Below are 24,384 nucleotides of genomic sequence, written 5' to 3'. Positions count from 1 at the left end.
TTCGGAATTAACGTTGACATATTGCAATTCAGTTTTCAATGTTCATTAATGTGTTACAAGTAATTATTTTATCATTAAGTTTTTGTTAAGTCAATGATAATTTTTAAGTTTTTTTGTTAAGTTTGTTTCGTTTTTCTCAACTCAACATTTATTATTATATAACTTCTAAATGATATTCACAAGCGTTAATTTTACACTTTTTAAAAATCATTTTTGTTTGAATTGATGTTGCAGTGCGTCTTGTTTTGACGACTTTTATATAGTATCAATATTATTACTTATCGTCAATAATTATTACGAATCTTTTTAGTTGAATTTTACCTTTATATTCACTATTTAGTAAATAGATGTATAGGTTTTTTAAATTGTGTAATAACACTGCATAACTATTTACTCATTTTGTTTCAATTTCCTGTTTCCATTGGTTAATGAATGTAATTTTTATATACAATATGTATTTACATTTTTAAGTAATCATATATTTTCAATTATATCTGTTTCTACTATAGAAGGAATTGAAAACAAAAAAGAAACCGAGATATTTAATGTCTCGGTTTCTTTCTTTCAATTTAGTTACTTCGTAACTATTAAATTAATCATTACTTCAACTATGGTTTTGATTATTCTTTTTTATCTTGGCAATCTTTACATAAACCATAAATTTCCATACGATGATGCGTTACATTAAAATCTGTTACGTGTTGAGCTAATTGTTCTACCTCATCTAGTTGTGGATAATGAAAGTCTACAATTTTTCCACAATCCTCACAAATAACATGGTAGTGATTGTGTGTACTAAAATCAAAACGACTTGATGAATCACCGTATGGCAATTCTTTAACTATCCCTATTTCTTTGAAGACACGTAAATTATTATATATAGTAGCAACACTTATATTTGGAAAATCAGGTGAAAGTGCTTGATAAATTTCATCGGCTGTAGGATGCGACTCTGAAGCAATTAAGAATTTAAGGATTGCTTGTCTTTGTGGAGTTATTCTCACGCCATTATTTCTTAAAGATGCAATTGAATCTTCTAGTTGATGTTCAACTGTTTCCATCTCTGCACTCATTTCCATCACCATCTTTCTATTTAAGAATTATTATTACTTAATATTAATATAACTGTTAAATTGGGGAAATGTCAATATTCTTAGTCTAAACTCATTAATATCCGCTCTTTGGATCAACTAAATTCTCAATTAGTTCATTGTTATTGAGAATAGATGTTAGATTTTTAATGAAAATTTGTGTTACTTCCGCTTTGTTTTCTGAACCATTACCAGTAATATGAGCTGTAATCGTCACGTTCTCTAATTCATATAGTGGGTTTTCTGGAGTTAATGGTTCATTTTCAAAAACATCTAAATATGCATGTCTAATCAATTCTTCCTTTAATGCTTCAACTAATACTTCTTCCTTTACAATAGTTCCTCTACCTACATTAATAAATAGAGCATCGTTTTTCATCAATTCAAAATGATTTTTTGTGAGTAGATGTATTGTTTCACTAGTTTCGGGGAGTGTGTTAACAATTATATCCGCTTCAGATATAACTTCCTTTAAATCTTTAATAGCATATGTTTTACTAAAGCCCTCTACACTATGAGCATCAGTATTTATGCCAATCACTTCCATGTTCATAGTATTAGCTATTTTAGTAGTATTTTGTGCAATACTGCCTGTCCCAAGAAATAATAATCTCTGGCCACTTAATCTTTTACCACTCATTTTCGAATCATAATGCTTTTTAGTTTGATTTAAATAGGAAGTTCTCATTTTTTTATAATCATCTAAGATATACGCAAAGATAAACTCTGACATCTGTTTTGCATGTACACCTTTTCCATTTGTAAGTTTTATATTATTTTCATCAATAAATTTTAATGGAAGATTATTCACACCTGTAGAGTACCAGGCTAACCATTTTAAATTTGGACAGTCACTTAAAAATGCAGCATCTAAATTACTATCGTAGCCAAACAATATATCTAAGTTTTGTTTATCTTGTGTATTGATACTAGAAACTCCCGTTGTAAATACAAAGTCAACATTAGGAAAACGTTCTGTTAAATCGGTTTCTAGATCACCCATTCTCATTAGACTTACAGCTTTCATTTAAATCACCCCAATATATCTTTTAGTTCTTCAATTTGAGTTTTGACTTTTACTTTTTCAATTATATCTATAATAATTCCATTTTCATCTAAAATAAAAGTAGTTCTTACAATACCCATTGATTCTTTACCAAAAGATTTTTTTAATTGATATACGCCAACTTCTTCGGAAAGTTTATAATCTTCGTCTACCAATAAATCAAAATTCAACTCTAACTTATTGCTAAAATTTTGATGTTTCTTTTTACTATCTCCACTAATTCCATAAACATTTACATTTAATTCATTAAACATTTCAAGATTATCCCTAAAATCACAAGCTTCCGTAGTACATGTTGGGGTGTTATCCCTCGGGTAAAAATAAAGCACAGCCTTTTTACCTTTAATATTTTCATTTGATATTAACTCACCATTCTGATTTTCTAATTCAAACTTTGGAAACTGACTTCCTTTTTTTAACATTTCATTCACCCTATTTCTTTTTGTTCTTTATTTTATGATACGATAATAGTCGTAAATATTAAATTAAAAGAGGTTGATAACTATGAAATTTACTGAAAGTGAAAAACTTCAGAAATTATCTGATGAATATATTTTAGGTGGTGTAAATTCACCTTCACGTTCATATAAAGCAGTTGGCGGAGGAGCGCCAGTAATGATGCGTTCTGGACAAGGCGCATATCTTTATGATGTCGATGGAAACAAATATATTGATTACTTACAAGCTTACGGTCCAATTATCACTGGGCACGCACACCCACATATTACTAAAGCAATTCAAGAACAAGCAGCATTAGGTGTGTTATATGGTACACCTACAGAATTAGAAATTGAATTTGCCCAAAAATTACGCGGAGCAATCCCTTCGTTAGAAAAAATTAGATTTGTTAACTCTGGGACTGAAGCTGTAATGACTACTATACGTGTCGCACGTGCTTATACGAATCGAACTAAAATCATCAAGTTTGCCGGACAATATCATGGTCATTCAGATTTAGTATTAGTAGCTGCCGGTAGTGGTCCATCACAATTAGGCTCTCCTGATTCTGCTGGTGTACCTTTAAGTGTCGCTCAAGAAGTAATTACTGTGCCTTACAATGATATTGATGCATACAAAGAAGCTATAGACTATTGGGGCGATGAAATCGCTGCAGTTCTTGTAGAACCGATTGTCGGAAATTTCGGTATGGTTAAACCACAACCTAACTTTTTAGAACAAGTAAATGAAATATCACATAACAATGGAAGTTTAGTAATATATGACGAAGTGATTACTGCATTTAGGTTCCATTTTGGCGGAGCTCAAGATTTGTATAATGTTTATCCTGATCTAACTGCATTTGGCAAAATTGTAGGAGGCGGTCTACCAATTGGTGGGTATGGCGGTAAACAAGAAATTATGGAACAAGTTGCCCCATTAGGCCCTGCATACCAAGCGGGTACAATGGCTGGAAACCCTTTATCTATGAAAGCTGGTATTGCATTATTAGAAGTACTAGAACAAGATGGCGTTTATGAAAAATTAGACGACTTAGGTAAACGCTTAGAGGATGGACTACTATCATTAATAGAAAAGCATAATATTACAGCTACAATTAATAGAGTATATGGCGCACTTACACTCTATTTTACAGAAGAGACTGTTGTTCACTATGATCAAGCGGAAAATTCAGATGGAGAGGCCTTCGCTAAATTCTTTAAATTGATGCTAAATCAAGGTATAAACCTAGCACCTTCTAAATTTGAAGCTTGGTTCTTAACAACAGAACATACTGAAGAAGAAATAGATGCAACACTAAAAGCAGCCGATTACGCTTTTAGTCAAATGAAATAAACTTGAATTTTAGCTCCAATCATTGTATAACAAGTATAAATACATTTATTAAGGAGCGGTACATTTGAAATTAGGAGCCCGTATTCTCAAGACAGGTATAGCCATTATACTTGCTTTGTTTATCGCTTCTCTATTACCTAATGAAGCTGGTTTAAAAGCAATCGCTGGAGTCAGTGCAGTCGTTGCTATGCAACCAAGTGTTTTTCGATCTATAAAAACTGTTTCTGATCAAGCGCTTGGTAATGTCGTTGGTGCATTACTTGCTGTAGCAATGGTTACGGTATTTGGAGATAATGTCATAATTATGGGTGTCACTGTCATACTTTTAATTGCTATACTTTTCCGTTTCAATTTAGCACATGTTGCTACATTAGCGAGTGTTACAGCGTTAATTATTATGGGGCAGCACTCAGGGGATTTTTATGTTTCTGCATTTTATAGATTTGTACTAGTTATGATTGGTGTAATTAGTTCTTCAACAGTTAATCTATTATTCTTACCACCAAAATTTGAATCAAAAATTTATTACAACTCTTTGAATATATGTTCTGATATTTTTGTATGGTTTAAACTCGTATTGAACGATACATCAGAATACCACCATATTAAAGAAGATAGAGGAGTAATAAGTGATCGCATCAAGAGACTTGAACAAACATTTAGTTATTATGAAGAGGAACGACCATTTACTAAAAAACAAGTATACGCACAAAATCGTAAAAAGATACTTTTTAAAGAAGTCGTTCGTAGTACTCGTCATGCATATGAGGTACTAAAAAAAATGAATCGTTACCAAAACGATTTACACAACTTAAATCATGAGTTACTACTTCAAATTAAATTAGAATTAGATACTCTAATTGCATATCATGAACAAATATTTATTAGTCTATCTAAAAAAGCTAAATATGATGTTAGTCAATTCGACAGTCAAATAGAAAATCCACAGAAAAAAGAACTTATGGATGCTTTCCAAAAAGAAATAATTAAAAACCCATATCAAACGGTATACTCTTATGCTAATATTATGCAAATTATATCTGCAATAGAAGAATATCGCTATACGCTAGAACATTTAGATAGACTGCGCATCAGTTTCTTCTCATATCATAATAACGATAATGATATTGATATTTTAGATGAAGATTTCGACTTATAAAAAAAAGCCCGAGATTGTGTTATTACAACACTCTCGGGCTTTTTTATGTCTTTTATCAAATCAGCAAGAACGTACTATTTTACAGATTTTGTATACTATAAAGATGTTCATAAGCACCTTTCTTAGCTAATAACGCTTCATGTGTACCTGTTTCAACAATCTCTCCATTTTCAATTACTACAATTTTATCAGCATGTGTAATAGTTGAAAGTCTATGTGCGACTATCAATGTTGTACGATTTTCACTTAAAATATTTAATGCATCCTGAATAATAGATTCACTTTCTAAATCTAGAGCACTTGTAGCCTCATCTAAAATAATAATAGGTGGGTTGTTTAAGAAAATACGAGCGATAGATACACGTTGTTTCTGTCCGCCGGAAAGTTTTACGCCCCTTTCCCCAACTTCTGTATCATACCCTTCAGATAATTCCATGATAAAGTCATGAGCATTGGCCATCTTAGCAGCTTTTATTACTTCTTCATCTGTGGCGTCAGGACGACCTAATAAGATATTCTCTTTTATTGTGTCTGAGAACAAGATGTTATCTTGTTGGACTAATCCTATTTGATTTCTTAAACTTCCAGTTAAATATGATTTGATATTAGTACCATCAATTTTAATTTCACCATCTGTTACATCATAAAACCTAGGTATCAAATTGATTAGAGTAGATTTCCCTCCACCACTCATACCAACAAACGCTACCGTTTCACCTTGGTTAATTTCTAAATTTATATTATTTAAAATTGTTGATTCTTCTGAGTTATATTTAAAACTTACATCATTTAACTCTATACGACCCTTATTAATTTCAATTGGTAATGCGCCTTTTTTATTTTTAATGTCATAACCTTCATCCATTAATTGGAAAACACGGTCCATTGAAGCAAAACTTTGTGTCAACGTTGTAAATGAAGATACAAGTCGACGTAACGGACCAAATAATTGCTCTAAATAGCCAACGAATGCAGCTAATGTCCCAACAGTTATTGAGCCATTAATAGCTAAAAATGCACCTGAACCAATAACAATTAACGGTCCTATATCGGTTACTGTATTAATGGCTGAGAAGGAATAAGCATTCCAACGTGTGTGATTAAATGCTTTTTGCAAGAAATTACGGTTATGTTTATCAAAATTTTGCGCTTCGTTATCTTCAATAGCAAAACTTTTGATAACAGACATTCCTTGTACACGTTCATGTAAAAAGCCTTGTACTTCTGCTAATGCTTGAGATCTCTTTCTTGTTAGACTTCTTAGACGACCAAAGAAAAAGTAAACAGTTAGTATATACACTGGGAAAATCACAAGTGCCGCTAGTGTTAGTTTAGCGTCTAAGAAAAACATAATGGAAAGTGCAATCACAATTGTGATACAATCCAGCCAAATATTCATCAATCCTGTTAAAATAAAATCTTTTGTTTGCTCGACATCATTAATCACTCTAGATATAACCTGTCCTGCTTGGTTATTAGCATAGAACCTAGCACTTAATGCTTGTAAATGATTATAAAGTCTTCTACGTATATCATATAAAATCTTATTGCTTGTCCACTGTGCTAAATATTGTCTTAAAAATTCAATTGGTGGTCGTACAATTACAAAAATAAATACTGCAATTCCCAAAGCAATAGCTAATCTTGTAAATTTCTCTTCTACTGAAATTGAATTATTATTAATAATATCGTCAATAACGTATTTTATTAATAATGGAATCAACATCGGAATCCCAAATTTTAAAATACCAACAAGTATCGTAGCAATGATTCGCCATTTATATGGTTTTACAAATTGTAAATATCTACGAATCATAAATTCCATTCCTCCCCCATACTTTATAGCAAATGAAACAGCCTACGTTGAGCTATCAACGAGGCTGTAGTAAACGCGTATCTTAGTTTGTTTATCATTTCATTCGCGCGCATACGATTATTTATTTTAACCATGTTTTGTCATGCCTAAATAGCTCATACGCATATCACTATAAATGATAATGAAATTAAAAACATTAAATGTGCTTAATAATTTCTAATTTTTTTATATCGTTCACGCCAAACTTTTATAAAATCTGGAGCAAACGGACCTTTCTTCTGTTCAATCCATTGTTGTAAAATATCAACGTTACGTCTTAAAATCACATCAATATCTGAAGAATAATTCATTTGTCTCATATGTTGTTCATACTCATCTTCATCTAATAAATGGTACTTACCATTTGGATAAACTTTAATATCCAAATCATAGTCAATGTATTTTAACGCTTCTTCATCACAAACAAACGGTGATGATAAGTTACAATAGTAATACACACCGTCTTCTCTAAACATACATATAACATTAAACCAATATTCAGAATGAAAATAAACAATTGCTGGTTCTCTAGTTATCCATGTGCGACTATCACTTTCAGTAACAAGCGTATGATCATTTCCACCAATTACAACATGTTCCGTACCTTTTAATATAGTAGTTTCAGACCAAACACGATGTATATTACCATCATGTTTATAACTTTGAATCTTAATTGTCTGACCTTCTTTAGGTATGGATTCTTTTACCATGCTCCACACCACCTTTTCTTAATTTCACTATATAAATTATAACATAAGTATGTATTCAACAACGAGTCTAACAATGTGTTGAAATGAATTTAAATATTTTCGACATAATCACAGGAAAATTAAACATTTCTTTCTCATCATCATGCATCCATGTCATATTTTCAGGTAAATTAACATCCATTTTATTAATTATTTTATCGGCTAGGTATACCTCAATATCCCATGTAATATGAGTAAATTGATGTTTCAACTTAAAAATGGGTACTTCTGAAAATTGAAGATTCGTATTCAGTTTCGTATTTATATTTTCTGCTTCATCTGCTTCATACATTGGAAATTCCCACATATTATTTAGCAATTTTTGCATTCTTTTTTCTATTAATAACTGATTATCTTCATTTCTAACGATGTATACATGTTGCTTTACATGTTTCTTTTTAATTTTCGTTGTTTTTACTGGTAAGTCTTCGACAGTCCCTTGTTCAAATGCTTCACAATTCTCTTGAACAGGACAAAATAAACACATTGGATTTTTCGGTGTACAAACTAAAGCTCCTAATTCCATCATAGCTTGATTAAATGTACCAGAATCTTCTTCAACATATGGTTTTAATTCTTTTTCGTATGCTTTTCTTGTCGATTGCAATTTAATATCTTTTGTATCATTATTTAACCTTGACCATACTCTAAAGACATTTCCATCAACAGTCGCTAAAGGCAAATTAAATGCAATACTCATCACTGCCGCTTGTGTATATGGACCTACACCTTTCAGATCACCAAATGCTTGTGGTGAATCAGGCACTTGTCCCTGATAGTTTGCGTGGACATCTTTAATTGCAGTATGAAAATTTCTCGCTCTACTATAATAACCTAAGCCTTCCCAATACTTTAGCACTTCATCTTCTTCTGCATTACTTAAATCTTCAATTGTGGGAAAACGATTAATAAATCTATTATAATAATCTATAACTGTTTTTACTTGTGTTTGTTGCAACATAACTTCGCTTAACCAGATATAATAAGGATTTGAAGTTTCTCTCCATGGCATTTCTCGTTGATTGATTTCAAACCATGTTACAAGATTTTTTTTGAATTTCGGTTCATTAAACATTTTCCACATCTCTTTCTTTAGTTTAGTAAAAGTTTTTTTGATTAACATAGTATGTTATTTTTAAAATTATGCATATTCGATTATAATGAATATAATATTGACATGAAATGAGTGAATACTTATGGATACAGGAACACATATAGTCATGGGTATCGGACTCACTGCATTAGCTACCCAAGATCCAGCTATGGCAGGATCTTTTGCAGCAACAGCTACAACATTAGTAGTTGGTTCATTAATACCTGATGGTGACACAGTTTTTAAATTAAAAGATAATGCTACTTATATATCCCATCATAGAGGGATAACACATTCAATACCTTTTACAATTCTATGGCCTTTATTAATAACACTTTTTATTTTCACATTTTTTAAAAATGTAGATAACACACATGTTTGGTTATGGGCGCAACTAGCTGTGTTTCTTCATGTATTTGTAGATATTTTCAATTCTTATGGTACACAAGCCCTTAGACCTATTACTAATAAATGGATTCAGTTAAGCGTAATCAATACCTTTGATCCTATTATTTTCATATTATGGTGCGTTGGAATATTACTTTGGTTAATCGGTATTCATCCATATGTCGCTTTCTTCCCTATCATTGCTATTCTCGTTGTATATTATATGATACGTTTTAGAATGCAAGAGATAATTAAACAACAAGCATTGAAACAAATTAAGCAAGAACATAATCCTGTGAAAGTTTTTGTAGCACCAACTATTCGTTTTATGCAATGGCGCGTCGCTATTCAAACTGAAGAACATGATTATGTAGGAAGAAGTTACGGACGTAATATTGTTTTCAGTGATAAAGGTAAGCGGCAATCATTTCCTAATGATAATTTGATGCAATATGTAAAAAATGATAAAAACATAAGAACTTTCCTTAATTTTTCTTCTATTTATCGTTGGCAAGCCAAAAAATTAGAGGATGGTACTACAGAAATAAGGCTAGTTGATTTACGCTATTTAAAAAATGGCCACTACTCTTTTGTTGCAATTGCTCACTTAGATAAAGATATGCAGATTGATCATTCATACATCGGCTGGGTGTTTAGCGAAGATAAATTGCAACGTAAATTATTTGCAAAGTAAAAATCAATATCTTATTAATAAAACTGGAGGCACGCGTTTATTTTAACGGTTGCCTCCAGTTTTTCTATTTCATATACAAATATTATTCTTAAAATGAAGAAATAATACTCCAATTAAAAACCGCATATACTGTTTTACATACTATTATGGTTATGCGTTTAATCTTCTTTGATATCTTGTTCTTCATTTTGTTGATTTTCTTGCGTTTTATCTCTCATTTGTGAAGGTGATTGCGCATAGACATATTTTTTATGTGCTATAATTCTATACAATGCATAGATAGATACACATATAATTGCTAAAAATAAAACAAAAAATAAGTGATATGGGATATTATTCAAACTCAATGCACCTAACACTACAGATTGTGAAATACCTTCAACCAAATAGAACAAAGGATTCAACATTAAAATATGTAACCATATAGATGTATCACTCTTAGGAATAAAAATAATTGGCACAGTAAAGAACATAATAAATGTAACGACATAGAATATGATGTTAACTTTACTATTTATGATTGAAATTAAACCTAACAGTGTAGATGTAACTATGATAAACAACAAAGTCATAACAACATAAAATAATGCAGAGTATATAGAACTTTCAATATTAACAGGCGTTGCTAACATAATAATTATGAGTGTTATAAACATAGTTATACTTGTAACAATCGCAATAAGAATATTTTGGTAAATAGGGTTGAAATTAAATAATTTCACTATAAAATAATCAGTTTTAAAGCTGTTGTAGCTTTGATATATCGCAACCCAAATAAATGCAAAACAGACTAACGAAGATAATCTAAAATAACCACGTGCTTGCTTTATTTCTTCTGTACCATTTAAATGAAATATCAACATCATTATAAGTAACATAGCAATGCTTACCACGAATGGTATTGCTAACCACATCCACTTCGACTTCAAACGATGATATGCATGTTTCATTAAATATGGCGTGTTTTTAAAATAGCTAATCATACTATCAATCATCTTTTACACCTACAATTCAATATAAATCCATTTATTATTCTTTAAATCTGTCATGAAATAGCCATCGCCTGATTTAGTTATCCAGAAGTTATTTTCAATATCAAATTTATCTTTCAATTCTTTTTTATCTTTAATAGGGAAAGTAAAACCAGTTAATTTATTTTGATCGTCAAAAATCATAGAAATTGGTTGTTGCACAATCGGTACATTAAAACGGTTATCCTTCCCATTTTCAGGTACAAGCGAGTCGGTTACTTTATTATGCTTTTTATGCAAATGACTGTTGAAAAATTCATTGTAATTACTATAATTTGTATGCATATACGGTGCTAATGATTTCAAACTATGCTCTTCAAATAATCCCGCTGGATCAAAATAACGTATCTTATTTTTGGCAATTTTATAATTCGTATTATCTACAACCACACGATAATTTTTAGAGTTTTCACCAGTAATCGTTACAAATGAATATTCATCTGCAGTTATTTTCTTATCATTTTTCATATTTTCTAAATTAATAGCATCATTTAATACAATACCATACGCCAGTTTCTCTTCATATGGGTTTTTCTGTTGGTTTTGAATAGAAGCCTGATCTTGATTTTCACCAATCTCAAGTTTACCTAAATCATTAAACATCAATAGTGCCATAAATAAAAGTCCCATAAAGAAAACCGTAAATAAAGTCCAAAAACGAATCAACGCAACAGGTGGCTTTGCATGTTTATAACGTTCAATTCTTCTAAAATTATAAGTCAATTCTGGAATTCTTGTTCTACTTTTTTTCCAGTCTACATCAAAATTCGCTTTCTCTTCTTCAGTCTTTAATGAATGTCTATCCTTTTCATGTTCATTAAACACAGGCAATACTTGTTTTATTGAACCTTCCATTCTTAATTGTCCGTGAGAAATCCAAGCTAAATAATTACTAGCTCTTGAAATACGATTTACATCGTCATCTATCATAACTATTGTTAAGTTATTATTTATGTATTCATCTGTTAATTCAATTGCTTTTTCAAAATAACTTTCATCCAAATTATGTAAGATTTGGTTCATGATTATAATGCTAGCTCTAGATGTTCTAGCCAACGTAAATTGCAATTGAGCATACTGTTGATCGGTTAAAGAATGAATTGGTGCATTTGTTAAGTCGTGAAGATGTGAAAACTTTATTATTTGTTCTACTTTATGTTCAGAAGTGTTGTATTTAAATAATGTTATTACATTTTTTACATAATCACTAACAGATAAAGATAACAATGATTTATCTTCTATATCCGCGAAAAACATATCTGTCTTTCTCACAACTTTACCCTTATCTGGTTTGATTTCACCGCTCAACAAACGACCTATCAATGATTTAGAGGAATCGATTTCACCAATTATACCTAAGGCTTCACCTTGATAGATATGTAGGTTAATGTTATTCAATTCTATATCTTCTGCATCATAACCAAAGGGTTGATACCATTTTTTGGATTTTCTATTTCTATAATAATGCGTTACATTCAGTAACTTTAATATAATTGAACTACCCATCCTATCTTCATCCTTCTATAATTTTAATAATGCAATAGGTAAACCTTCTTCAGGTTCTGAACTTTTAATTCTAAAGCCCCATGCAAACACGCCTTTTAATCTTTCAACTTTAAAATAGCTTCCTGTGCCGTCATTTAATTTGTATATTTTTCCTAGCTCGACTTTCGTTCTATCAACTAAGTAGCTTTCTGCAATTATAACTTTACTTTGATATACATCATATTCATTTAAAATACCATTCATTTCTGCTTTTCTCATTTTTTCTTTATAGCCTTGAATTTCATGACGTAATTCTATTTCACTCATTTCACTCAATTTCTTCTGTTCCATCGACGATACCACTCTCTTCTAATTTACCTTTAATTTTATCATATTTATAACCTTTTCTCATAAGACCTTCAATGGTTTTATTAATCAATTTCTTACCAGAATATTTTCTAGACTGTTTGTTATATACTTTCTCTAATTCTTGTTGTAATAAACCATCTAATTCTTCTTCAGGCTGAGAAAAATCCATTTCTTCCATAACTTCTTTAATCTTTTCAAATGAGTACCCTTTTTGCATTAATGACTGAGTTAATTTTTCTTTTCTTTTTACTACTGGACCTTTTTTTTGCTTTAAAATCTTATTTGCTACTTTAACAACCGCTTCTAATGGTTGTTCAGCTTCATATTTATCTACATAATCATCTATAATCATTTGTTCGACACCTGCTTCACGCAGTTTTTCTTTGTAGATCCCCGGACCTTTGTCAGTAGTTAATATCATAGTATTTTTTAAGCTACTAGCATAATCATTATGATCAATCAAACGTTGATCATGGCAATATTCTATTACCTTTGCTATTACAGACTCTGAAACTTCTTTTTTTTGTAAATGTTTTATTACTTCATGATCTGTTCTCTTCCGATAAGATATATACTGAATCGCTGTATTTACAGCTTGTCTATATTGATCATAGTTTTGAATTTTTTCCATATCTTGCGCTTCGACAATCTGGTCTTTTTTTAAATTAAAGTGAATATACGTATCCATATCTATACCCATTTCAAATTCACCATCTAAATATAAATTAAAGCGCTCTTTATTCTTTTTCTGTACTTCTATTTTAGTAATTTTAGGCATATTCCTCACTCCACTTATTAGGATAACTTATATTGTTTATTAATGGAATTATAGTGTCTAGTATATTTAAAATTAATTTTAATTCATAATATGTATTACCAAATTATAGCATTAATAGCGTGAAAATTTTTATGAATATATTATAAAGTTTAACGAGTATTGGTAGGAGCAACATAAAACAATTTACATATACTCCATCTAAAAAATAGAAAAACAGCAATATGACATCTACCTTGCTACTAGATGTCATATTGCTGCTTTATTTAGTTAAACTCCTAATTCTTGAATAGCATTTTCATATTGCTCATTTGTAATAAAATCTTGTTGTTTCATTTTTTCCAAATCCGTTTTAACACGATTAATAAAATTATCTGACATATCATTTATGTCATACACACTTGGCGCATTAATTTTACTTGCTAAGATCGCACTTTGCAAAACTGATATTTGTGGTAAGTTTGGATTGTTCTTATCTGTCGTCACCCCAAAATAATGATTCGCTGCAGATTCGACAGTATACTGATCGCTACCAAAATATATATTATTCATATAAAAACTTAACACTTCATTCTTATCATAATTTTTTTCTACTCTATGTGCGACAAATAATTCTTTAACTTTCCTAGTAAAAGACTGTTCATTATCATAGTAGTAATTTTTAACTACTTGTTGTGTGATAGTACTTCCACCTTGAACACTTTTATCACTCAATGTTGAAAAAAGTGCTCTTGAAGTTCCTTTGAAATCAAACCCGTGATGCTTGTAAAATCGTTCATCTTCCATAGCTATAAATGCGCCTTTTGTATAATCAGGCATATTTGAAGCCGAAACAAAACTTTCTTTGTCTTCAATTGATTTTAATTCATCAACATCGGCTCTTAAAGACAGAGCGTACATTGCACCAATAAAAATGCCTATTATGAGAATGATTGGCATTAACAGTTTAAATAACAACCCAATGCCTTTTTTCTTTTTCTTTGGCTTACTAACAGGTTGTGAGTAAGTATTGTGATGCGGTATATTCGAACCTTTTGCTTTATAGTGTTTATTTTCTTTATATCGATCGCTTCTTTTCATGCGGTAGCTCCTTTATGTTGCTCTCATATCATTATAAGTGAGTTTATCAATAGTTGAAATGTTTATCTAGAGCTAATTGCAAAAATCAGTCCAAGGGTGTATGCAATACTCAACATGAAGTTTTACATTATTATCAACCCACATAAAATACCTTACATTTCCATAAAATAAAAACTGGAAAAACAAAGACACTTACATATTACTTCATGATAAATTTAAGAAATATCATTTTTCAATATGCGTTATCATATGTTTTTCCAGCTATGCTAAATTAAATCACTACTTTATTTAATCAATGTTACTTTTAGTCGTTAAGTTGATTTACAATTTCTCTATTAAAATCATCTAAATCGTCTGGTGTACGACTCGTAACAATATTATTATCTACTACTACAGACTCATCGACAACTTGTGCTCCAGCGTTAGCCAAATCTTTACGGACATTTAATACTGCAGTCAATGTACGACCATTTAAGTCGTCAGTATCTATTAGAATTTGTGGTCCATGGCAAATTGCAAAGGTCGGAACATCATTTTTAGTGAAGTATTTCGCAAATGTGCCGTATCTTCCTTCAGAATCTCCACGCAAGTGATCAGGTGAAAATCCACCAGGAATTAATAATCCATCGTAATCTTCAGGATTAGCATCAGCAATGCTTAAATCTACTGTAACTTTTTCACCGTGTTTACCGACTACTTCACTATTTGCTTCATCGCCAATTACAACTGTTTCATGTCCTGCTTCTTCAATTGCTTCTTTAGGACTTGTTAATTCGCTATCTTCAAATTCATTCGTTACTATGATTGCTACTTTTTTCGCCATGTTTAATCACCTTTCTCTATTTAAGTTCTACATATAATATAGACTAAATGACTAGGATTTAAACATAATTTTTATTTTTCAATTATTTATGCTTCGTTTGAGTCAGAATTGTTTGAGACAGTTTTAACTTTTTCTTCTAGTTGGTCGAGTAAGCCAATCCACTCATCAATATCTTCCACTTTAACTTCATCCGGGTTAACATGGTCAATGTCATCGATAAATTTTTCTAATCTTGCCTTTATTTGATCAATTGTTTGATTTTCATCCATTTTAAAAATGACTCCTTTTTTTATGATAGTTATATCCTAACATGGATTTGACAAATTTTGGTATAGTCTTAATAATATTAAATTGAATGTCTGTTTTGTTCTATGTTTTTATTCCTCAACAAAAATACATACATTATTTTGGAAATCACACCACTACTTGTAAATTAATTAATTTTATTATGCTATGATGCAATTACTAAAATACATTTATTTTCAATTACCTTAAGTACAAAGTTAATAAAAAGGAAGTTTAATTTATGCTAAATCTACACATTACTAATTCAAAGAAACCAATTTCAATAAACAATGACCCGTGGGAAGCTTACAATGATATGCAAGCACATAATCGTTTGACATTAAGCAATATCGAGTTTACTACAACTAATTTATGTAATATGCGTTGTAGCCACTGCGCCGTTGGTTATACACTGCAAACAGCTGACCCTGATCCATTACCAATGGATTTAATTTATCGTCGCCTTGATGAAATACCAGATCTTAAAACGATGTCCATTACTGGTGGTGAGCCCATGTTTTCTAAAAAATCAATTAAAAATGTCGTTAAACCATTATTAAAATATGCTTATGACCGCGGCATTTATACACAAATGAACTCAAATCTAACTTTACCACTAGATCGCTACTTAGATATCGCTGAATATATTGACGTGATGCACATTTCCCACAACTGGGGTACAATCGATGAATTTACAGATGTAGGTTTCGGAGCAATGGATAAGCAGCCCCCTTTAAAAGCAAAACTTAAATTATATGATCAAATGCTTACGAATTCTAGCACACTTTCTGATCAAGGTATGTTTGTTTCTGCTGAAACCATGTTAAATCAAAGTACTGTGCCACATCTTGAAAAAATTCATAAAGAAATCGTAAATGACATGAAGTGTCAACGACATGAAATTCACCCGATGTATCCTGCAGATTTTGCAAGTCAATTAGATGTATTATCACTTAAAGACATGAAAACAGCAATACACCAACTTTTAGATTTACGTGATCCAGATTTATGGATGCTATTTGGGACGCTACCAATTTATCCATGTATTAATGACGAGAATGACCAAGCGTTACTTCAACGTTTACGTGATACACCTAACGTTACAATGCGCAATGATCCGGATGGCAGAAACCGATTAAATGTTAATGTGTTTACAGGTAATGTGATCGTGACAGACTTTGGAGACGAAAACGGTACTATTTCAAATATTAAAAATGATAAATTACCTGATGTGTTTAACCATTGGTTAAACTCCTCGCTCGCACAATCACTCAATTGTCATTGTTCATCATTTAGTTGTCTCGGCCCTAATGTGCTTGTAAAAAATATGTATTATCCTGATACTGATTTTAAAGAAAGAGAAAAAACTATGCACTCATTACATACAATGCTTTAAATATAATTCAAATTTATCGTATTGTTTTTATTGCAATTATATAACTGGGATGAACTCAAGTTATTCTAATATGATTAAAAAGCGGTTAAGATCATTAATGATCTTAACCGCTTTTTCGTCATTATATTAAATTTTGTCGTTCCAATACCTATTTCATATTTTGAGCATTTGCTAAAAATGCTATGGTTTCTTTACTTTCATTTCTACGTTCTTTTCTACGTTTCACTCGTGCAAGCGCCGTGTCATGAAACCACATTTCAGTTTGTGTCTCTGGGTATACTTGAGGTACCTCTCGTGGTTTACCATCCTCATCTAATGCAACAAAAGTTAAGAAGCTTAAAGCTGCTAAGTGACGTTCATTTTTTATAATATCTTCTATAATAATTTGTACACAAACCTCCATAGATGATTGTCCTGCATATGACACCATAGCTTCGTATGACACTATATCACCGGTCTTAATCGGTTTCAAAAAATCTACAGAATCTGTTGAAGCTGTTACTACTTGGGAATTACTATGCTTCGTTGCAGTTATTGCAGAAATTTCGTCCACATTTGCCATCAATATACCTCCAAACATTGTATGCAAATGGTTTGTATCTTGCGGAAAGACTTGTCTTTCCTTAATACTTCTTGATTCAGACATTGACTTACGCTTTACATTTCCCATAATATATTCCATTCCTTTGCTTTTAATTAATAAAAATCAGTGTTTTGAAATTACATCAAAACACTGTAAATTATTAAGCGTTATATGTTACTTTGCCCAATTTCCTTGTTCAAATACTAATTCTTTTTCACCATTTTGCGTAATACCATAAATAGTTAAATCGGGGCTACCAATCATAAAATCAACATGAATCAACGAGTCATTAAGTCCGTGTTCTATTTTTTCCTCCGTTGTCATTTCTGTACCACCTTGAATATTGAAAGCATATGCCGCCCCAAGAGCAATGTGGCATGAAGCATTTTCATCAAATAAAGTATTGTAATAAATCGTATTTCTGTTTGAAATTGGTGAATCATCAGGTACGAGCGCTACTTCTCCTAAACGTTTTGCGCCTTCATCAGTATTTAATAAGTCGCGTAATACTGACTCACCTTTTTCAGCTTTATAGTCCACTACAGCTCCATCTTTAAATGTTAATGTGAAATTATCAATAATATTGCCATTATAACTTAAAGGCAATTTATTCGTAACATAGCCATTAACTTTCAATCGATGTGGTGCAGTAAAAACTTCTTCTGTAGGTATGTTAGCTACAAAAGCTTGTCCTTCACTCGTATAACTCGTAGCATCTTCCCAAATATGTCCTTCAGGTAAACCAATTTCTAAATCTGTACCTTCTGACACATAATGAAAAGCTTTATAGTTTTTAAGTTGCAAACTTTTAGCACGTTGACTTAAATTGTCCACATGTTTTTGCCAATTCGTCACCGGGTCGTTACCATCTACTCGCACAATATCTAGCACTTCATCGATAAATTTGCAGTATGCGTCTGTTTCAGATAGTTCTGGATAGACACGTTTCGCCCATGATTTTGATGGATATGCTGCTACACACCAAGGAAATTGATTTTTTTGACTCGCTTCCATATAACCTTTATATGCCATTGAATACTGTCTTTGAAATGCAGATAATTTATCACCATCTATGCCACTTAATAAATCAGGGTCTTTAGTAATTAACGCAAGATTCGCTGCACCTCTTTTAACGTAATCCATACGTTGTTCAACTTCGTATGATTTAACTTCATTTTTCTCAAAATGTTCTACTGTCTCATACTCAAATTTCAAACGTGATAATCTATCATCACTATATTCTACTTTAACGTCAGATGCACCACGTTGGTAAGCAGCCTCTACTATGTAATGTGTTAACTCAAGCGCATCTACGCTTGAACGAATAAATACTGGTTGATCTTTTTGAACGTTCATACCTACAGCTACTAAAAGTTCGGCATATTGTTTTAGTTTATCTTGTAATTGAGTCATATGTACTCACTCCATTCCTATTGACGAATCTGACCAAGCGCCTCTGCAATAGCTGATGCTTCACTTGGCGTAAACGACGCCTTTGATGTTACATAATCATAAATTTCACGAATCTCTTGTTCATTCGCTGTTTTAAACTTTTCAGGATCAATTACACTTTGATTCACAAGATTTAATCGTCCTCTTATTTCGTCTATCATTTGCTCATTATTATTTGCCAAATTATTCACCTCTTTTTTTCTCATTTTATCAAATTTAACAACCTTGTAAAACTTTTATCATAATTCCCCCTTTAGAAATGATTGAAAAAGCTTTAAAATGGGAATGAGGATTATATAAATTTGGAGGTACTCATATGAAAACTGTAGCATTCGTATGTCTAGGTAACATATGTCGCTCACCTATGGCAGAAGCCATTATGCGACAAAAATTACTAGATAGAAACATTAAAGATATCAACGTATCCTCTAAAGGTACAGGGAAATGGAATTTAGGACAACCTCCTCATGAAGGGACTCAAGCAATTTTAAACTCGCATAACATACCATTCGACGGTATGATTAGCGAATTGTTTCAACCTAATGATGACTTTGACTATATCATTGCAATGGATCAAAGTAACGTAGAGAATATTAAACAAATCAATCCTAACATTAAAGGTCAATTATATAAATTGTTAGACTTTAGTGATATGGACGAAACTGATGTACCAGACCCTTATTATACAAATAATTTCGAAGGCGTTTATAAAATGGTACAATCATCTTGTGATAATTTAATTAATTTTATAATTAAAGATGCAAACTTAAGAGAGGGGTAAAATATAATGCAAAACAAATTAATTCCAGGAATATTAATAGGTGCCATCGTCGGAGGAGCAGCAACATTAGCAGACAAATCAACAAGACAGTCTTTAAAACAATCTTTCAAAGACAGAAAAGAAGGCAACCGTCCTCAAAAATCATCTGCAATTAATAATATAAAAGATGAAGTATTTTATTGGAAAGATGTTGTTGAAGAAATTAGACGCAACAATCCTGAATTGGAACGCTCAATAAAAGATGCTAAGAACACATTTGTCGAACGTAAAAACAATCGTTTAAACAGCTAATGAAGTCTCTGAATTAAACTTGAGGTATTACATTGTGCACTAATAGATTATTGTTAACAAAGTAAATTCTAAATTTATAACTTTTTAATGATACAATGCACAGTAATAATTGATATTTAAATATTAAGTATTATTCATTTTAATTTTTTAGATATCAATAACTCTAACTTGGGGCGAAACACGAAATCAAATTAAAATTTTGATTTCTGTCTCGCTCCTTTTTATATTATTTTATAATTTACAATATTATCTGAAATTATTCTTTTCATTTTTATAGTAAGAATATGGCAACACATATTTACCTTATTATCATTTTAAAGTATATTAAAAATATAAATACATAAGGAGTTTTGATATGTCTAAAAAAGAAAAAACTAATTCTAACTTTTTAAATTCTGCTAAAGAGATGGAAAATAAGAACTCAAATGAAAATAGTGGTGAACAGATTAAACGTGATCGTACATATATTACACCTGACGAATTCAAATCAAAATCACCTAAAAAGGACAATCAAGCGTTCTTTGTATCGCGTATTAACAAACCAGCTAAATATACCAAAGACTCAAATTTTTTCTCTTATTTGGTGTATAGAATAGGTAAAGACGACGCATCTGGTTTATCAGCACAACTGTCTTATTATTTTATGTTATCCTTATTCCCAATGTTATTATTTTTACTATCAATAGTTCCTGTAGTTGGTGTAAAACAATCTACTATTAGAGATATGATTAAAGATCATGTACCACCTACATATGCTTCACAGGTAGCTGATATCATTGGCGATATCATGAGTAATGCTAGTGGTAGTATTTTATCTGTAGGTTTGATCTTAGCGTTATGGTCAGCATCAAATGGAATGACTGCATTAATGAATTCATTTAACGTTGCCTATGATGTTGAAGATAGTAGAAATTTTATTGTTTCAAAATTATATAGTGTTTTATTTACATTAGCTATGATAATTGTTATGCCAGTAGCACTTGTATTACCAACATTCGGTCAACAAATTGGCGATTTATTATTCGGTCCACTCGGACTTGGAGAACAAGTGAAATGGGTATTTGATACGGTTCGTTATGTACTTCCAGTAATTGTAGTCTTAATTGCATTCATGGTCTTATATACCTTAGCTCCAAATGTTAAAATTAAGTTAATGTCCGTTATACCTGGTGCTATCTTTGCAACTATCGTTTTCTTAGCTGGTTCATACTTATTTGGTATATATATATCTAATTTTTCCAATTATTCTAAAACATATGGTAGTATCGCTGGTATTATTATATTAATGCTTTGGTTATATATCACTGGTTTCATTATTATTATAGGTGCTGAAATCAATGCCATTTTCCATCAAAGAAAAGTTGTTGCTGGTAAGACACCTGAAGAACAAACTTTTGCGGAAATCAAGCAAAATCATACACCATCTGAACAACAAGATTCAAATTCAGAAGATGTGAATTTAGCTACTGATTCAAAAAATAGTCAAAATAATAATCAATAAATTTTAATAACGCTATAATTGCTAAAGTCATGTGAACGGGACAGAAATCTAATTTATTTAAAAAGATTTCGCCATTCTAACCTAGCTAAGATGACTAGGTTAGACAGTTCGCCTGATCTAAATCTAAAAAATTTGGTGCAAGCCTACTAACTCATTATACTGATTATGGTTGGCTTACGTCATCTTGATATAAAAATAAAGGCTAAAACACAACGTATTTAATGATTACGTTTCTGTTTTAGCCTTTATTTATTATATACTTTGTAACTTATTGAATTAAGTTATGTTGAAAAGCGTAAATAACAGCTTGTGTTCTATCTTGTACTTCTAATTTACTCAAAATATTACTTACATGTGTTTTAACAGTTTTAATTGTTATATGTGAGGCGCTTGCTATTTCTTGGTTTGAGTAGCCTTTTGCTATTAATAATAAGATTTCCATCTCACGTTCTGTTAACATTTCATATAATTCTGCACGTTGCTTCATTCTATTTCTCATCTTAACTAAAACTTCTGCTTCAAAAACCGACTCATTATTATAGGTTTTTCTTATTGCCTCTGCAATATCACTAGCACTCGTTGTTTTTAAAATGTAGCTATCCACACCAGAATCAAGTGCACGGTATACTTCGTTATCTTCTATATAACTCGTAAGCATGACTACTTTCATATGAGGTAAATCTTTTTTTACTTGTTCGGTTGCTTCAACACCGTCCATATCATCCATTAGTAAATCCATTAATATTAAATCAGGATTCAATTGGTGAGCTTTTTCAATTGCTTCCTTTCCCGATTTCCCTTCTCCTACAACATCAATATCTGGTTGTGTTGATAAATAGCTAGATATTCCAATTCGGACCATTTCATGGTCATCCACAAATAAAACTTTAATCGGCATATGAATCCTCCTTATTTAATGGGGCTTTAACTTCAATTCTGGTACCTGCATCAGGTAGTGACACAATATGAAACGTTGCACCAATCTCAAGTGCACGCTCACGCATATTTTTTAAGCCATAACTTTGTTCTACTTTATCATCAACATTAAAGCCTTTACCATTATCTTGTATTCTCAATAATAAATAATCATCTCTATTAAATAACTCTATAGTTACTTTAGTTCCCTTTGAATGCCTTAATGTATTCGATATAGCTTCTTGTGTGATTCTAAATAAATGATCTTCAATACCTTTAGGTACTTTAAATTCTTCTATATCATGTATAACTTTCATCGGTACTTTTTTCTGTAGATCTACAACTAAGTCTTTAATACCTTCACCAAGTGATTTATCTTTCAATCCTATAGGTCTTAAATGTAGTAATAAAGCTCTCATTTCTAGCTGAGAATCTTGAATCATTTTCTCTAGTACCGGAATTTGCTGATCTAATGGTGCCTCTAATTTTGTTTCTTTTATTGCTGATAACATCATGCTTGCTGCGAACAACTGCTGACTCACTGAATCATGTAATTCACGTGCTAGCCTTTGTCGTTCATCTTCAATAATTTTTTTCACTTTTACATCATTAATATTATATGATTCATTAGTTAAATTTTGCGTTTTCATCCTTAATTTATGTACTTCTTGATTTAAAGGGACGAACGTTTGATATAACTCAATGGTTTCATTATACAATTCTATATTTTGATCATTTATACCTACAGTTTGCCCTTCTATTGATCTTTCTATTTGGTCTTTTAACCAATGATTTTGTTGGTTTATTTTATAAGCTAATACAGAACCTACAATAATACAGAGCAAAATAACCATTAAATTTAAAAATAATAAGACGGGTATACCAAATATTTGGGTATAAAACATACCTTGAAAGTACATTACGTTAACAAATACTTTATCAATAAAAAATATAGCAAAAAATGTACTATAAACTAATATCAACATCGAACCTATTGCTCTAATGTAGTGATTCATTTATAAATCACCTCAACATCACCTAAGAAGGACGAAACATAAATATTTACAGCATAGTTATCTTCTTTAGTTTTCTCAATAATTTTGATATTATTATTTTCAACTTTATAAGATGTCTCATTTACATAGGCGTTACCATATAACGTCGTGAAATGCAAAATTATATTGTAGTTCAATGGGACGATAATTTGTACTTTCCCAATAATATGACGGATGACTAGCGTATTATTCTCTTTAATATTGGCTGCCTTCGACATATCGATATGGATGTCCCCAATACCATGTTGTACCTGAATATCTTCCCATTTATATACATACACAGGTGTACGTTGTTCACCAAACCATTTTTGTTTTATAAAATCTGGCGTATCGACCTCTTCTTCAGTAGCAGTTATTTTCAAAGGTCTAAATCTATAAATAATGTATCTAACAATAAGTACTATTAAAAATACAAACAAGATTATAATTGTGTATTTATTAGAAAGTAACGTAAATGCAATAAACAATACCCCTATCCAAAACGAGAGTAGTCCACGTACTTTATGAAAATAAATATAACCTACATAAACTAAAATACAACCAAGTAATAAAACAAGTAAAAAGCCAATTTTTTCAAAGAAAATATAATAAAAATTGGCAATAATCATCAATGCTGTAAAAACGATAAGCATCTCTGTCGATATATATTTATGAGTCATGTTTCGCCACCTTTC

Annotated in this window: 26 protein-coding genes; 7 read left to right on the top strand and 19 right to left on the bottom strand. The window is 31.0% G+C overall.

What is annotated here, in order from left to right:
- Window positions 1-620 precede the first annotated feature (620 nt).
- The 3 genes from perR to bcp all read right to left on the bottom strand — a co-directional run bounded on the left by perR (window position 621) and on the right by bcp (window position 2,579).
- Window positions 621-1,073, bottom strand: coding sequence for a peroxide-responsive transcriptional repressor PerR (gene perR, locus ACM591_RS06010; protein WP_017722825.1), 453 nt, complete (start codon window positions 1,071-1,073; stop codon window positions 621-623).
- Between the two features lie 94 nt (window positions 1,074-1,167).
- A complete protein-coding gene (locus ACM591_RS06005) occupies window positions 1,168-2,118 on the bottom strand; it encodes a phosphoglycerate dehydrogenase (protein ID WP_326026903.1) in 951 nt (316 codons plus the stop codon).
- Between the two features lie 5 nt (window positions 2,119-2,123).
- The gene (gene bcp / locus ACM591_RS06000; protein ID WP_058625644.1) at window positions 2,124-2,579 is read right to left on the bottom strand and encodes a thioredoxin-dependent thiol peroxidase; all 456 of its coding nucleotides are present in this window, start codon (window positions 2,577-2,579) and stop codon (window positions 2,124-2,126) included.
- Between the two features lie 82 nt (window positions 2,580-2,661).
- Here bcp and ACM591_RS05995 point away from each other — a divergent pair, with 82 nt between their 5' ends.
- Complete coding sequence (locus ACM591_RS05995; RefSeq protein ID WP_038678831.1) at window positions 2,662-3,951, top strand: glutamate-1-semialdehyde 2,1-aminomutase; 1,290 nt, start codon at window positions 2,662-2,664, stop codon at window positions 3,949-3,951.
- 64 nt (window positions 3,952-4,015) lie between these two features.
- Complete coding sequence (locus ACM591_RS05990; RefSeq protein WP_029378997.1) at window positions 4,016-5,110, top strand: FUSC family protein; 1,095 nt, start codon at window positions 4,016-4,018, stop codon at window positions 5,108-5,110.
- Between the two features lie 79 nt (window positions 5,111-5,189).
- On the opposite strand, the gene ACM591_RS05985 is transcribed toward ACM591_RS05990, so the two are convergent.
- The 3 genes from ACM591_RS05985 to mutY all read right to left on the bottom strand — a co-directional run bounded on the left by ACM591_RS05985 (window position 5,190) and on the right by mutY (window position 8,789).
- Window positions 5,190-6,926, bottom strand: a complete 1,737-nt coding sequence (locus ACM591_RS05985; RefSeq protein ID WP_029378996.1) for an ABC transporter ATP-binding protein — start codon at window positions 6,924-6,926, stop codon at window positions 5,190-5,192.
- 206 nt (window positions 6,927-7,132) lie between these two features.
- Window positions 7,133-7,675, bottom strand: coding sequence for a DUF402 domain-containing protein (locus ACM591_RS05980; protein WP_017722819.1), 543 nt, complete (start codon window positions 7,673-7,675; stop codon window positions 7,133-7,135).
- 67 nt (window positions 7,676-7,742) lie between these two features.
- Window positions 7,743-8,789 carry an A/G-specific adenine glycosylase gene (gene mutY / locus ACM591_RS05975; protein ID WP_326026228.1) on the bottom strand — a complete coding sequence of 349 codons (1,047 nt, stop codon included), beginning with the start codon at window positions 8,787-8,789 and terminating at the stop codon, window positions 7,743-7,745.
- Window positions 8,790-8,910: 121 nt separating this feature from the next.
- Here mutY and ACM591_RS05970 point away from each other — a divergent pair, with 121 nt between their 5' ends.
- On the top strand, window positions 8,911-9,888 hold the full coding sequence (locus ACM591_RS05970; RefSeq protein WP_029378994.1) for a metal-dependent hydrolase: 978 nt from the start codon (window positions 8,911-8,913) through the stop codon (window positions 9,886-9,888).
- Window positions 9,889-10,046: 158 nt separating this feature from the next.
- On the opposite strand, the gene ACM591_RS05965 is transcribed toward ACM591_RS05970, so the two are convergent.
- The 7 genes from ACM591_RS05965 to ACM591_RS05935 all read right to left on the bottom strand — a co-directional run bounded on the left by ACM591_RS05965 (window position 10,047) and on the right by ACM591_RS05935 (window position 15,720).
- Window positions 10,047-10,883 (bottom strand): sugar ABC transporter permease, encoded by an 837-nt coding sequence (locus tag ACM591_RS05965; protein WP_326026230.1) that lies wholly within the window; start codon window positions 10,881-10,883, stop codon window positions 10,047-10,049.
- Window positions 10,884-10,892: 9 nt separating this feature from the next.
- Window positions 10,893-12,425, bottom strand: a complete 1,533-nt coding sequence (locus ACM591_RS05960; RefSeq protein ID WP_326026232.1) for an ATP-binding cassette domain-containing protein — start codon at window positions 12,423-12,425, stop codon at window positions 10,893-10,895.
- A gap of 15 nt (window positions 12,426-12,440) precedes the next feature.
- The gene (locus ACM591_RS05955) at window positions 12,441-12,755 is read right to left on the bottom strand and encodes a YfhH family protein (protein WP_029378991.1); all 315 of its coding nucleotides are present in this window, start codon (window positions 12,753-12,755) and stop codon (window positions 12,441-12,443) included.
- On the bottom strand, window positions 12,733-13,551 hold the full coding sequence (gene recX, locus ACM591_RS05950) for a recombination regulator RecX (RefSeq protein ID WP_326026234.1): 819 nt from the start codon (window positions 13,549-13,551) through the stop codon (window positions 12,733-12,735). The genes ACM591_RS05955 and recX overlap by 23 nt, the downstream gene beginning before the upstream one ends.
- Before the next feature lie 267 nt (window positions 13,552-13,818).
- Complete coding sequence (gene sgtB / locus ACM591_RS05945; protein WP_029378989.1) at window positions 13,819-14,628, bottom strand: monofunctional peptidoglycan glycosyltransferase SgtB; 810 nt, start codon at window positions 14,626-14,628, stop codon at window positions 13,819-13,821.
- A gap of 304 nt (window positions 14,629-14,932) precedes the next feature.
- Window positions 14,933-15,451 (bottom strand): type 1 glutamine amidotransferase domain-containing protein, encoded by a 519-nt coding sequence (locus ACM591_RS05940; RefSeq protein WP_029378988.1) that lies wholly within the window; start codon window positions 15,449-15,451, stop codon window positions 14,933-14,935.
- Window positions 15,452-15,537: 86 nt separating this feature from the next.
- Window positions 15,538-15,720, bottom strand: coding sequence for an SE1561 family protein (locus ACM591_RS05935; protein ID WP_029378987.1), 183 nt, complete (start codon window positions 15,718-15,720; stop codon window positions 15,538-15,540).
- 257 nt (window positions 15,721-15,977) lie between these two features.
- Here ACM591_RS05935 and yfkAB point away from each other — a divergent pair, with 257 nt between their 5' ends.
- Window positions 15,978-17,132 (top strand): radical SAM/CxCxxxxC motif protein YfkAB, encoded by a 1,155-nt coding sequence (yfkAB, locus tag ACM591_RS05930; RefSeq protein WP_038678837.1) that lies wholly within the window; start codon window positions 15,978-15,980, stop codon window positions 17,130-17,132.
- 148 nt (window positions 17,133-17,280) lie between these two features.
- On the opposite strand, the gene ACM591_RS05925 is transcribed toward yfkAB, so the two are convergent.
- The 3 genes from ACM591_RS05925 to ACM591_RS05915 form a co-directional block, all read right to left on the bottom strand.
- The gene (locus ACM591_RS05925) at window positions 17,281-17,802 is read right to left on the bottom strand and encodes an acyl-CoA thioesterase (protein ID WP_029378985.1); all 522 of its coding nucleotides are present in this window, start codon (window positions 17,800-17,802) and stop codon (window positions 17,281-17,283) included.
- An 87-nt stretch (window positions 17,803-17,889) separates the two neighbouring features.
- Complete coding sequence (locus ACM591_RS05920) at window positions 17,890-19,128, bottom strand: aminopeptidase (protein WP_326026905.1); 1,239 nt, start codon at window positions 19,126-19,128, stop codon at window positions 17,890-17,892.
- A 17-nt stretch (window positions 19,129-19,145) separates the two neighbouring features.
- Window positions 19,146-19,349 (bottom strand): DUF1128 family protein, encoded by a 204-nt coding sequence (locus ACM591_RS05915; protein ID WP_017723498.1) that lies wholly within the window; start codon window positions 19,347-19,349, stop codon window positions 19,146-19,148.
- Between the two features lie 134 nt (window positions 19,350-19,483).
- On the opposite strand from ACM591_RS05915, the gene ACM591_RS05910 reads away from it, so the two are divergent.
- The 3 genes from ACM591_RS05910 (at window position 19,484) to ACM591_RS05900 (ending at window position 21,740) form a co-directional block, all read left to right on the top strand.
- Window positions 19,484-19,948: a low molecular weight protein-tyrosine-phosphatase gene (locus tag ACM591_RS05910; RefSeq protein WP_326026237.1), complete on the top strand. Its 465-nt coding sequence runs from the start codon at window positions 19,484-19,486 to the stop codon at window positions 19,946-19,948.
- 6 nt (window positions 19,949-19,954) lie between these two features.
- Window positions 19,955-20,239, top strand: coding sequence for a hypothetical protein (locus tag ACM591_RS05905; RefSeq protein ID WP_029378982.1), 285 nt, complete (start codon window positions 19,955-19,957; stop codon window positions 20,237-20,239).
- Window positions 20,240-20,594: 355 nt separating this feature from the next.
- On the top strand, window positions 20,595-21,740 hold the full coding sequence (locus ACM591_RS05900; RefSeq protein ID WP_029378981.1) for a YihY/virulence factor BrkB family protein: 1,146 nt from the start codon (window positions 20,595-20,597) through the stop codon (window positions 21,738-21,740).
- 268 nt (window positions 21,741-22,008) lie between these two features.
- Here the strand turns inward: ACM591_RS05900 and ACM591_RS05895 are convergent, their stop codons facing one another.
- Genes ACM591_RS05895 through liaF form a run of 3 tightly spaced genes read right to left on the bottom strand, consistent with a single transcriptional unit; the run spans window position 22,009 to window position 24,369 of the window.
- Window positions 22,009-22,638: a response regulator transcription factor gene (locus ACM591_RS05895; protein ID WP_017723494.1), complete on the bottom strand. Its 630-nt coding sequence runs from the start codon at window positions 22,636-22,638 to the stop codon at window positions 22,009-22,011.
- Window positions 22,628-23,671 carry a sensor histidine kinase gene (locus ACM591_RS05890; RefSeq protein WP_029378980.1) on the bottom strand — a complete coding sequence of 348 codons (1,044 nt, stop codon included), beginning with the start codon at window positions 23,669-23,671 and terminating at the stop codon, window positions 22,628-22,630. Before ACM591_RS05890 ends, ACM591_RS05895 begins: the two co-directional genes overlap by 11 nt.
- Window positions 23,668-24,369 (bottom strand): cell wall-active antibiotics response protein LiaF, encoded by a 702-nt coding sequence (liaF, locus tag ACM591_RS05885; RefSeq protein WP_029378979.1) that lies wholly within the window; start codon window positions 24,367-24,369, stop codon window positions 23,668-23,670. The genes ACM591_RS05890 and liaF overlap by 4 nt, the downstream gene beginning before the upstream one ends.
- Window positions 24,370-24,384 lie beyond the last annotated feature (15 nt).

Origin of the sequence: Staphylococcus sp. Ze2, from assembly GCF_048568365.1 — a bacterium.
Taxonomy (GTDB): domain Bacteria; phylum Bacillota; class Bacilli; order Staphylococcales; family Staphylococcaceae; genus Staphylococcus; species Staphylococcus xylosus.
Note: the sequence above shows the minus strand (reverse complement) of the source record. Positions and strands in the feature narration are given on the sequence as shown.

What these genes read in the sequence shown, in the direction of transcription:
- ACM591_RS06005 (WP_326026903.1), bottom strand. Translation starts at nt 2,118, where the DNA reads ATGAAAGCTGTAAGTCTAATGAGAATGGGTGATCTAGAAACCGATTTA.
- ACM591_RS05890 (WP_029378980.1), bottom strand. Translation starts at nt 23,671, where the DNA reads ATGAATCACTACATTAGAGCAATAGGTTCGATGTTGATATTAGTTTAT.
- ACM591_RS05985 (WP_029378996.1), bottom strand. Translation starts at nt 6,926, where the DNA reads ATGATTCGTAGATATTTACAATTTGTAAAACCATATAAATGGCGAATC.
- ACM591_RS05995 (WP_038678831.1), top strand. Translation starts at nt 2,662, where the DNA reads ATGAAATTTACTGAAAGTGAAAAACTTCAGAAATTATCTGATGAATAT.
- ACM591_RS05910 (WP_326026237.1), top strand. Translation starts at nt 19,484, where the DNA reads ATGAAAACTGTAGCATTCGTATGTCTAGGTAACATATGTCGCTCACCT.
- ACM591_RS05940 (WP_029378988.1), bottom strand. Translation starts at nt 15,451, where the DNA reads ATGGCGAAAAAAGTAGCAATCATAGTAACGAATGAATTTGAAGATAGC.
- ACM591_RS05965 (WP_326026230.1), bottom strand. Translation starts at nt 10,883, where the DNA reads ATGATTGATAGTATGATTAGCTATTTTAAAAACACGCCATATTTAATG.
- liaF (WP_029378979.1), bottom strand. Translation starts at nt 24,369, where the DNA reads ATGACTCATAAATATATATCGACAGAGATGCTTATCGTTTTTACAGCA.
- perR (WP_017722825.1), bottom strand. Translation starts at nt 1,073, where the DNA reads ATGAGTGCAGAGATGGAAACAGTTGAACATCAACTAGAAGATTCAATT.
- ACM591_RS05970 (WP_029378994.1), top strand. Translation starts at nt 8,911, where the DNA reads ATGGATACAGGAACACATATAGTCATGGGTATCGGACTCACTGCATTA.
- sgtB (WP_029378989.1), bottom strand. Translation starts at nt 14,628, where the DNA reads ATGAAAAGAAGCGATCGATATAAAGAAAATAAACACTATAAAGCAAAA.
- ACM591_RS05920 (WP_326026905.1), bottom strand. Translation starts at nt 19,128, where the DNA reads ATGACTCAATTACAAGATAAACTAAAACAATATGCCGAACTTTTAGTA.
- ACM591_RS05960 (WP_326026232.1), bottom strand. Translation starts at nt 12,425, where the DNA reads ATGGGTAGTTCAATTATATTAAAGTTACTGAATGTAACGCATTATTAT.
- mutY (WP_326026228.1), bottom strand. Translation starts at nt 8,789, where the DNA reads ATGTTTAATGAACCGAAATTCAAAAAAAATCTTGTAACATGGTTTGAA.
- ACM591_RS05980 (WP_017722819.1), bottom strand. Translation starts at nt 7,675, where the DNA reads ATGGTAAAAGAATCCATACCTAAAGAAGGTCAGACAATTAAGATTCAA.
- ACM591_RS05895 (WP_017723494.1), bottom strand. Translation starts at nt 22,638, where the DNA reads ATGCCGATTAAAGTTTTATTTGTGGATGACCATGAAATGGTCCGAATT.
- bcp (WP_058625644.1), bottom strand. Translation starts at nt 2,579, where the DNA reads ATGTTAAAAAAAGGAAGTCAGTTTCCAAAGTTTGAATTAGAAAATCAG.
- ACM591_RS05925 (WP_029378985.1), bottom strand. Translation starts at nt 17,802, where the DNA reads ATGGGAAATGTAAAGCGTAAGTCAATGTCTGAATCAAGAAGTATTAAG.
- ACM591_RS05905 (WP_029378982.1), top strand. Translation starts at nt 19,955, where the DNA reads ATGCAAAACAAATTAATTCCAGGAATATTAATAGGTGCCATCGTCGGA.
- recX (WP_326026234.1), bottom strand. Translation starts at nt 13,551, where the DNA reads ATGCCTAAAATTACTAAAATAGAAGTACAGAAAAAGAATAAAGAGCGC.
- yfkAB (WP_038678837.1), top strand. Translation starts at nt 15,978, where the DNA reads ATGCTAAATCTACACATTACTAATTCAAAGAAACCAATTTCAATAAAC.
- ACM591_RS05955 (WP_029378991.1), bottom strand. Translation starts at nt 12,755, where the DNA reads ATGGAACAGAAGAAATTGAGTGAAATGAGTGAAATAGAATTACGTCAT.
- ACM591_RS05900 (WP_029378981.1), top strand. Translation starts at nt 20,595, where the DNA reads ATGTCTAAAAAAGAAAAAACTAATTCTAACTTTTTAAATTCTGCTAAA.
- ACM591_RS05935 (WP_029378987.1), bottom strand. Translation starts at nt 15,720, where the DNA reads ATGGATGAAAATCAAACAATTGATCAAATAAAGGCAAGATTAGAAAAA.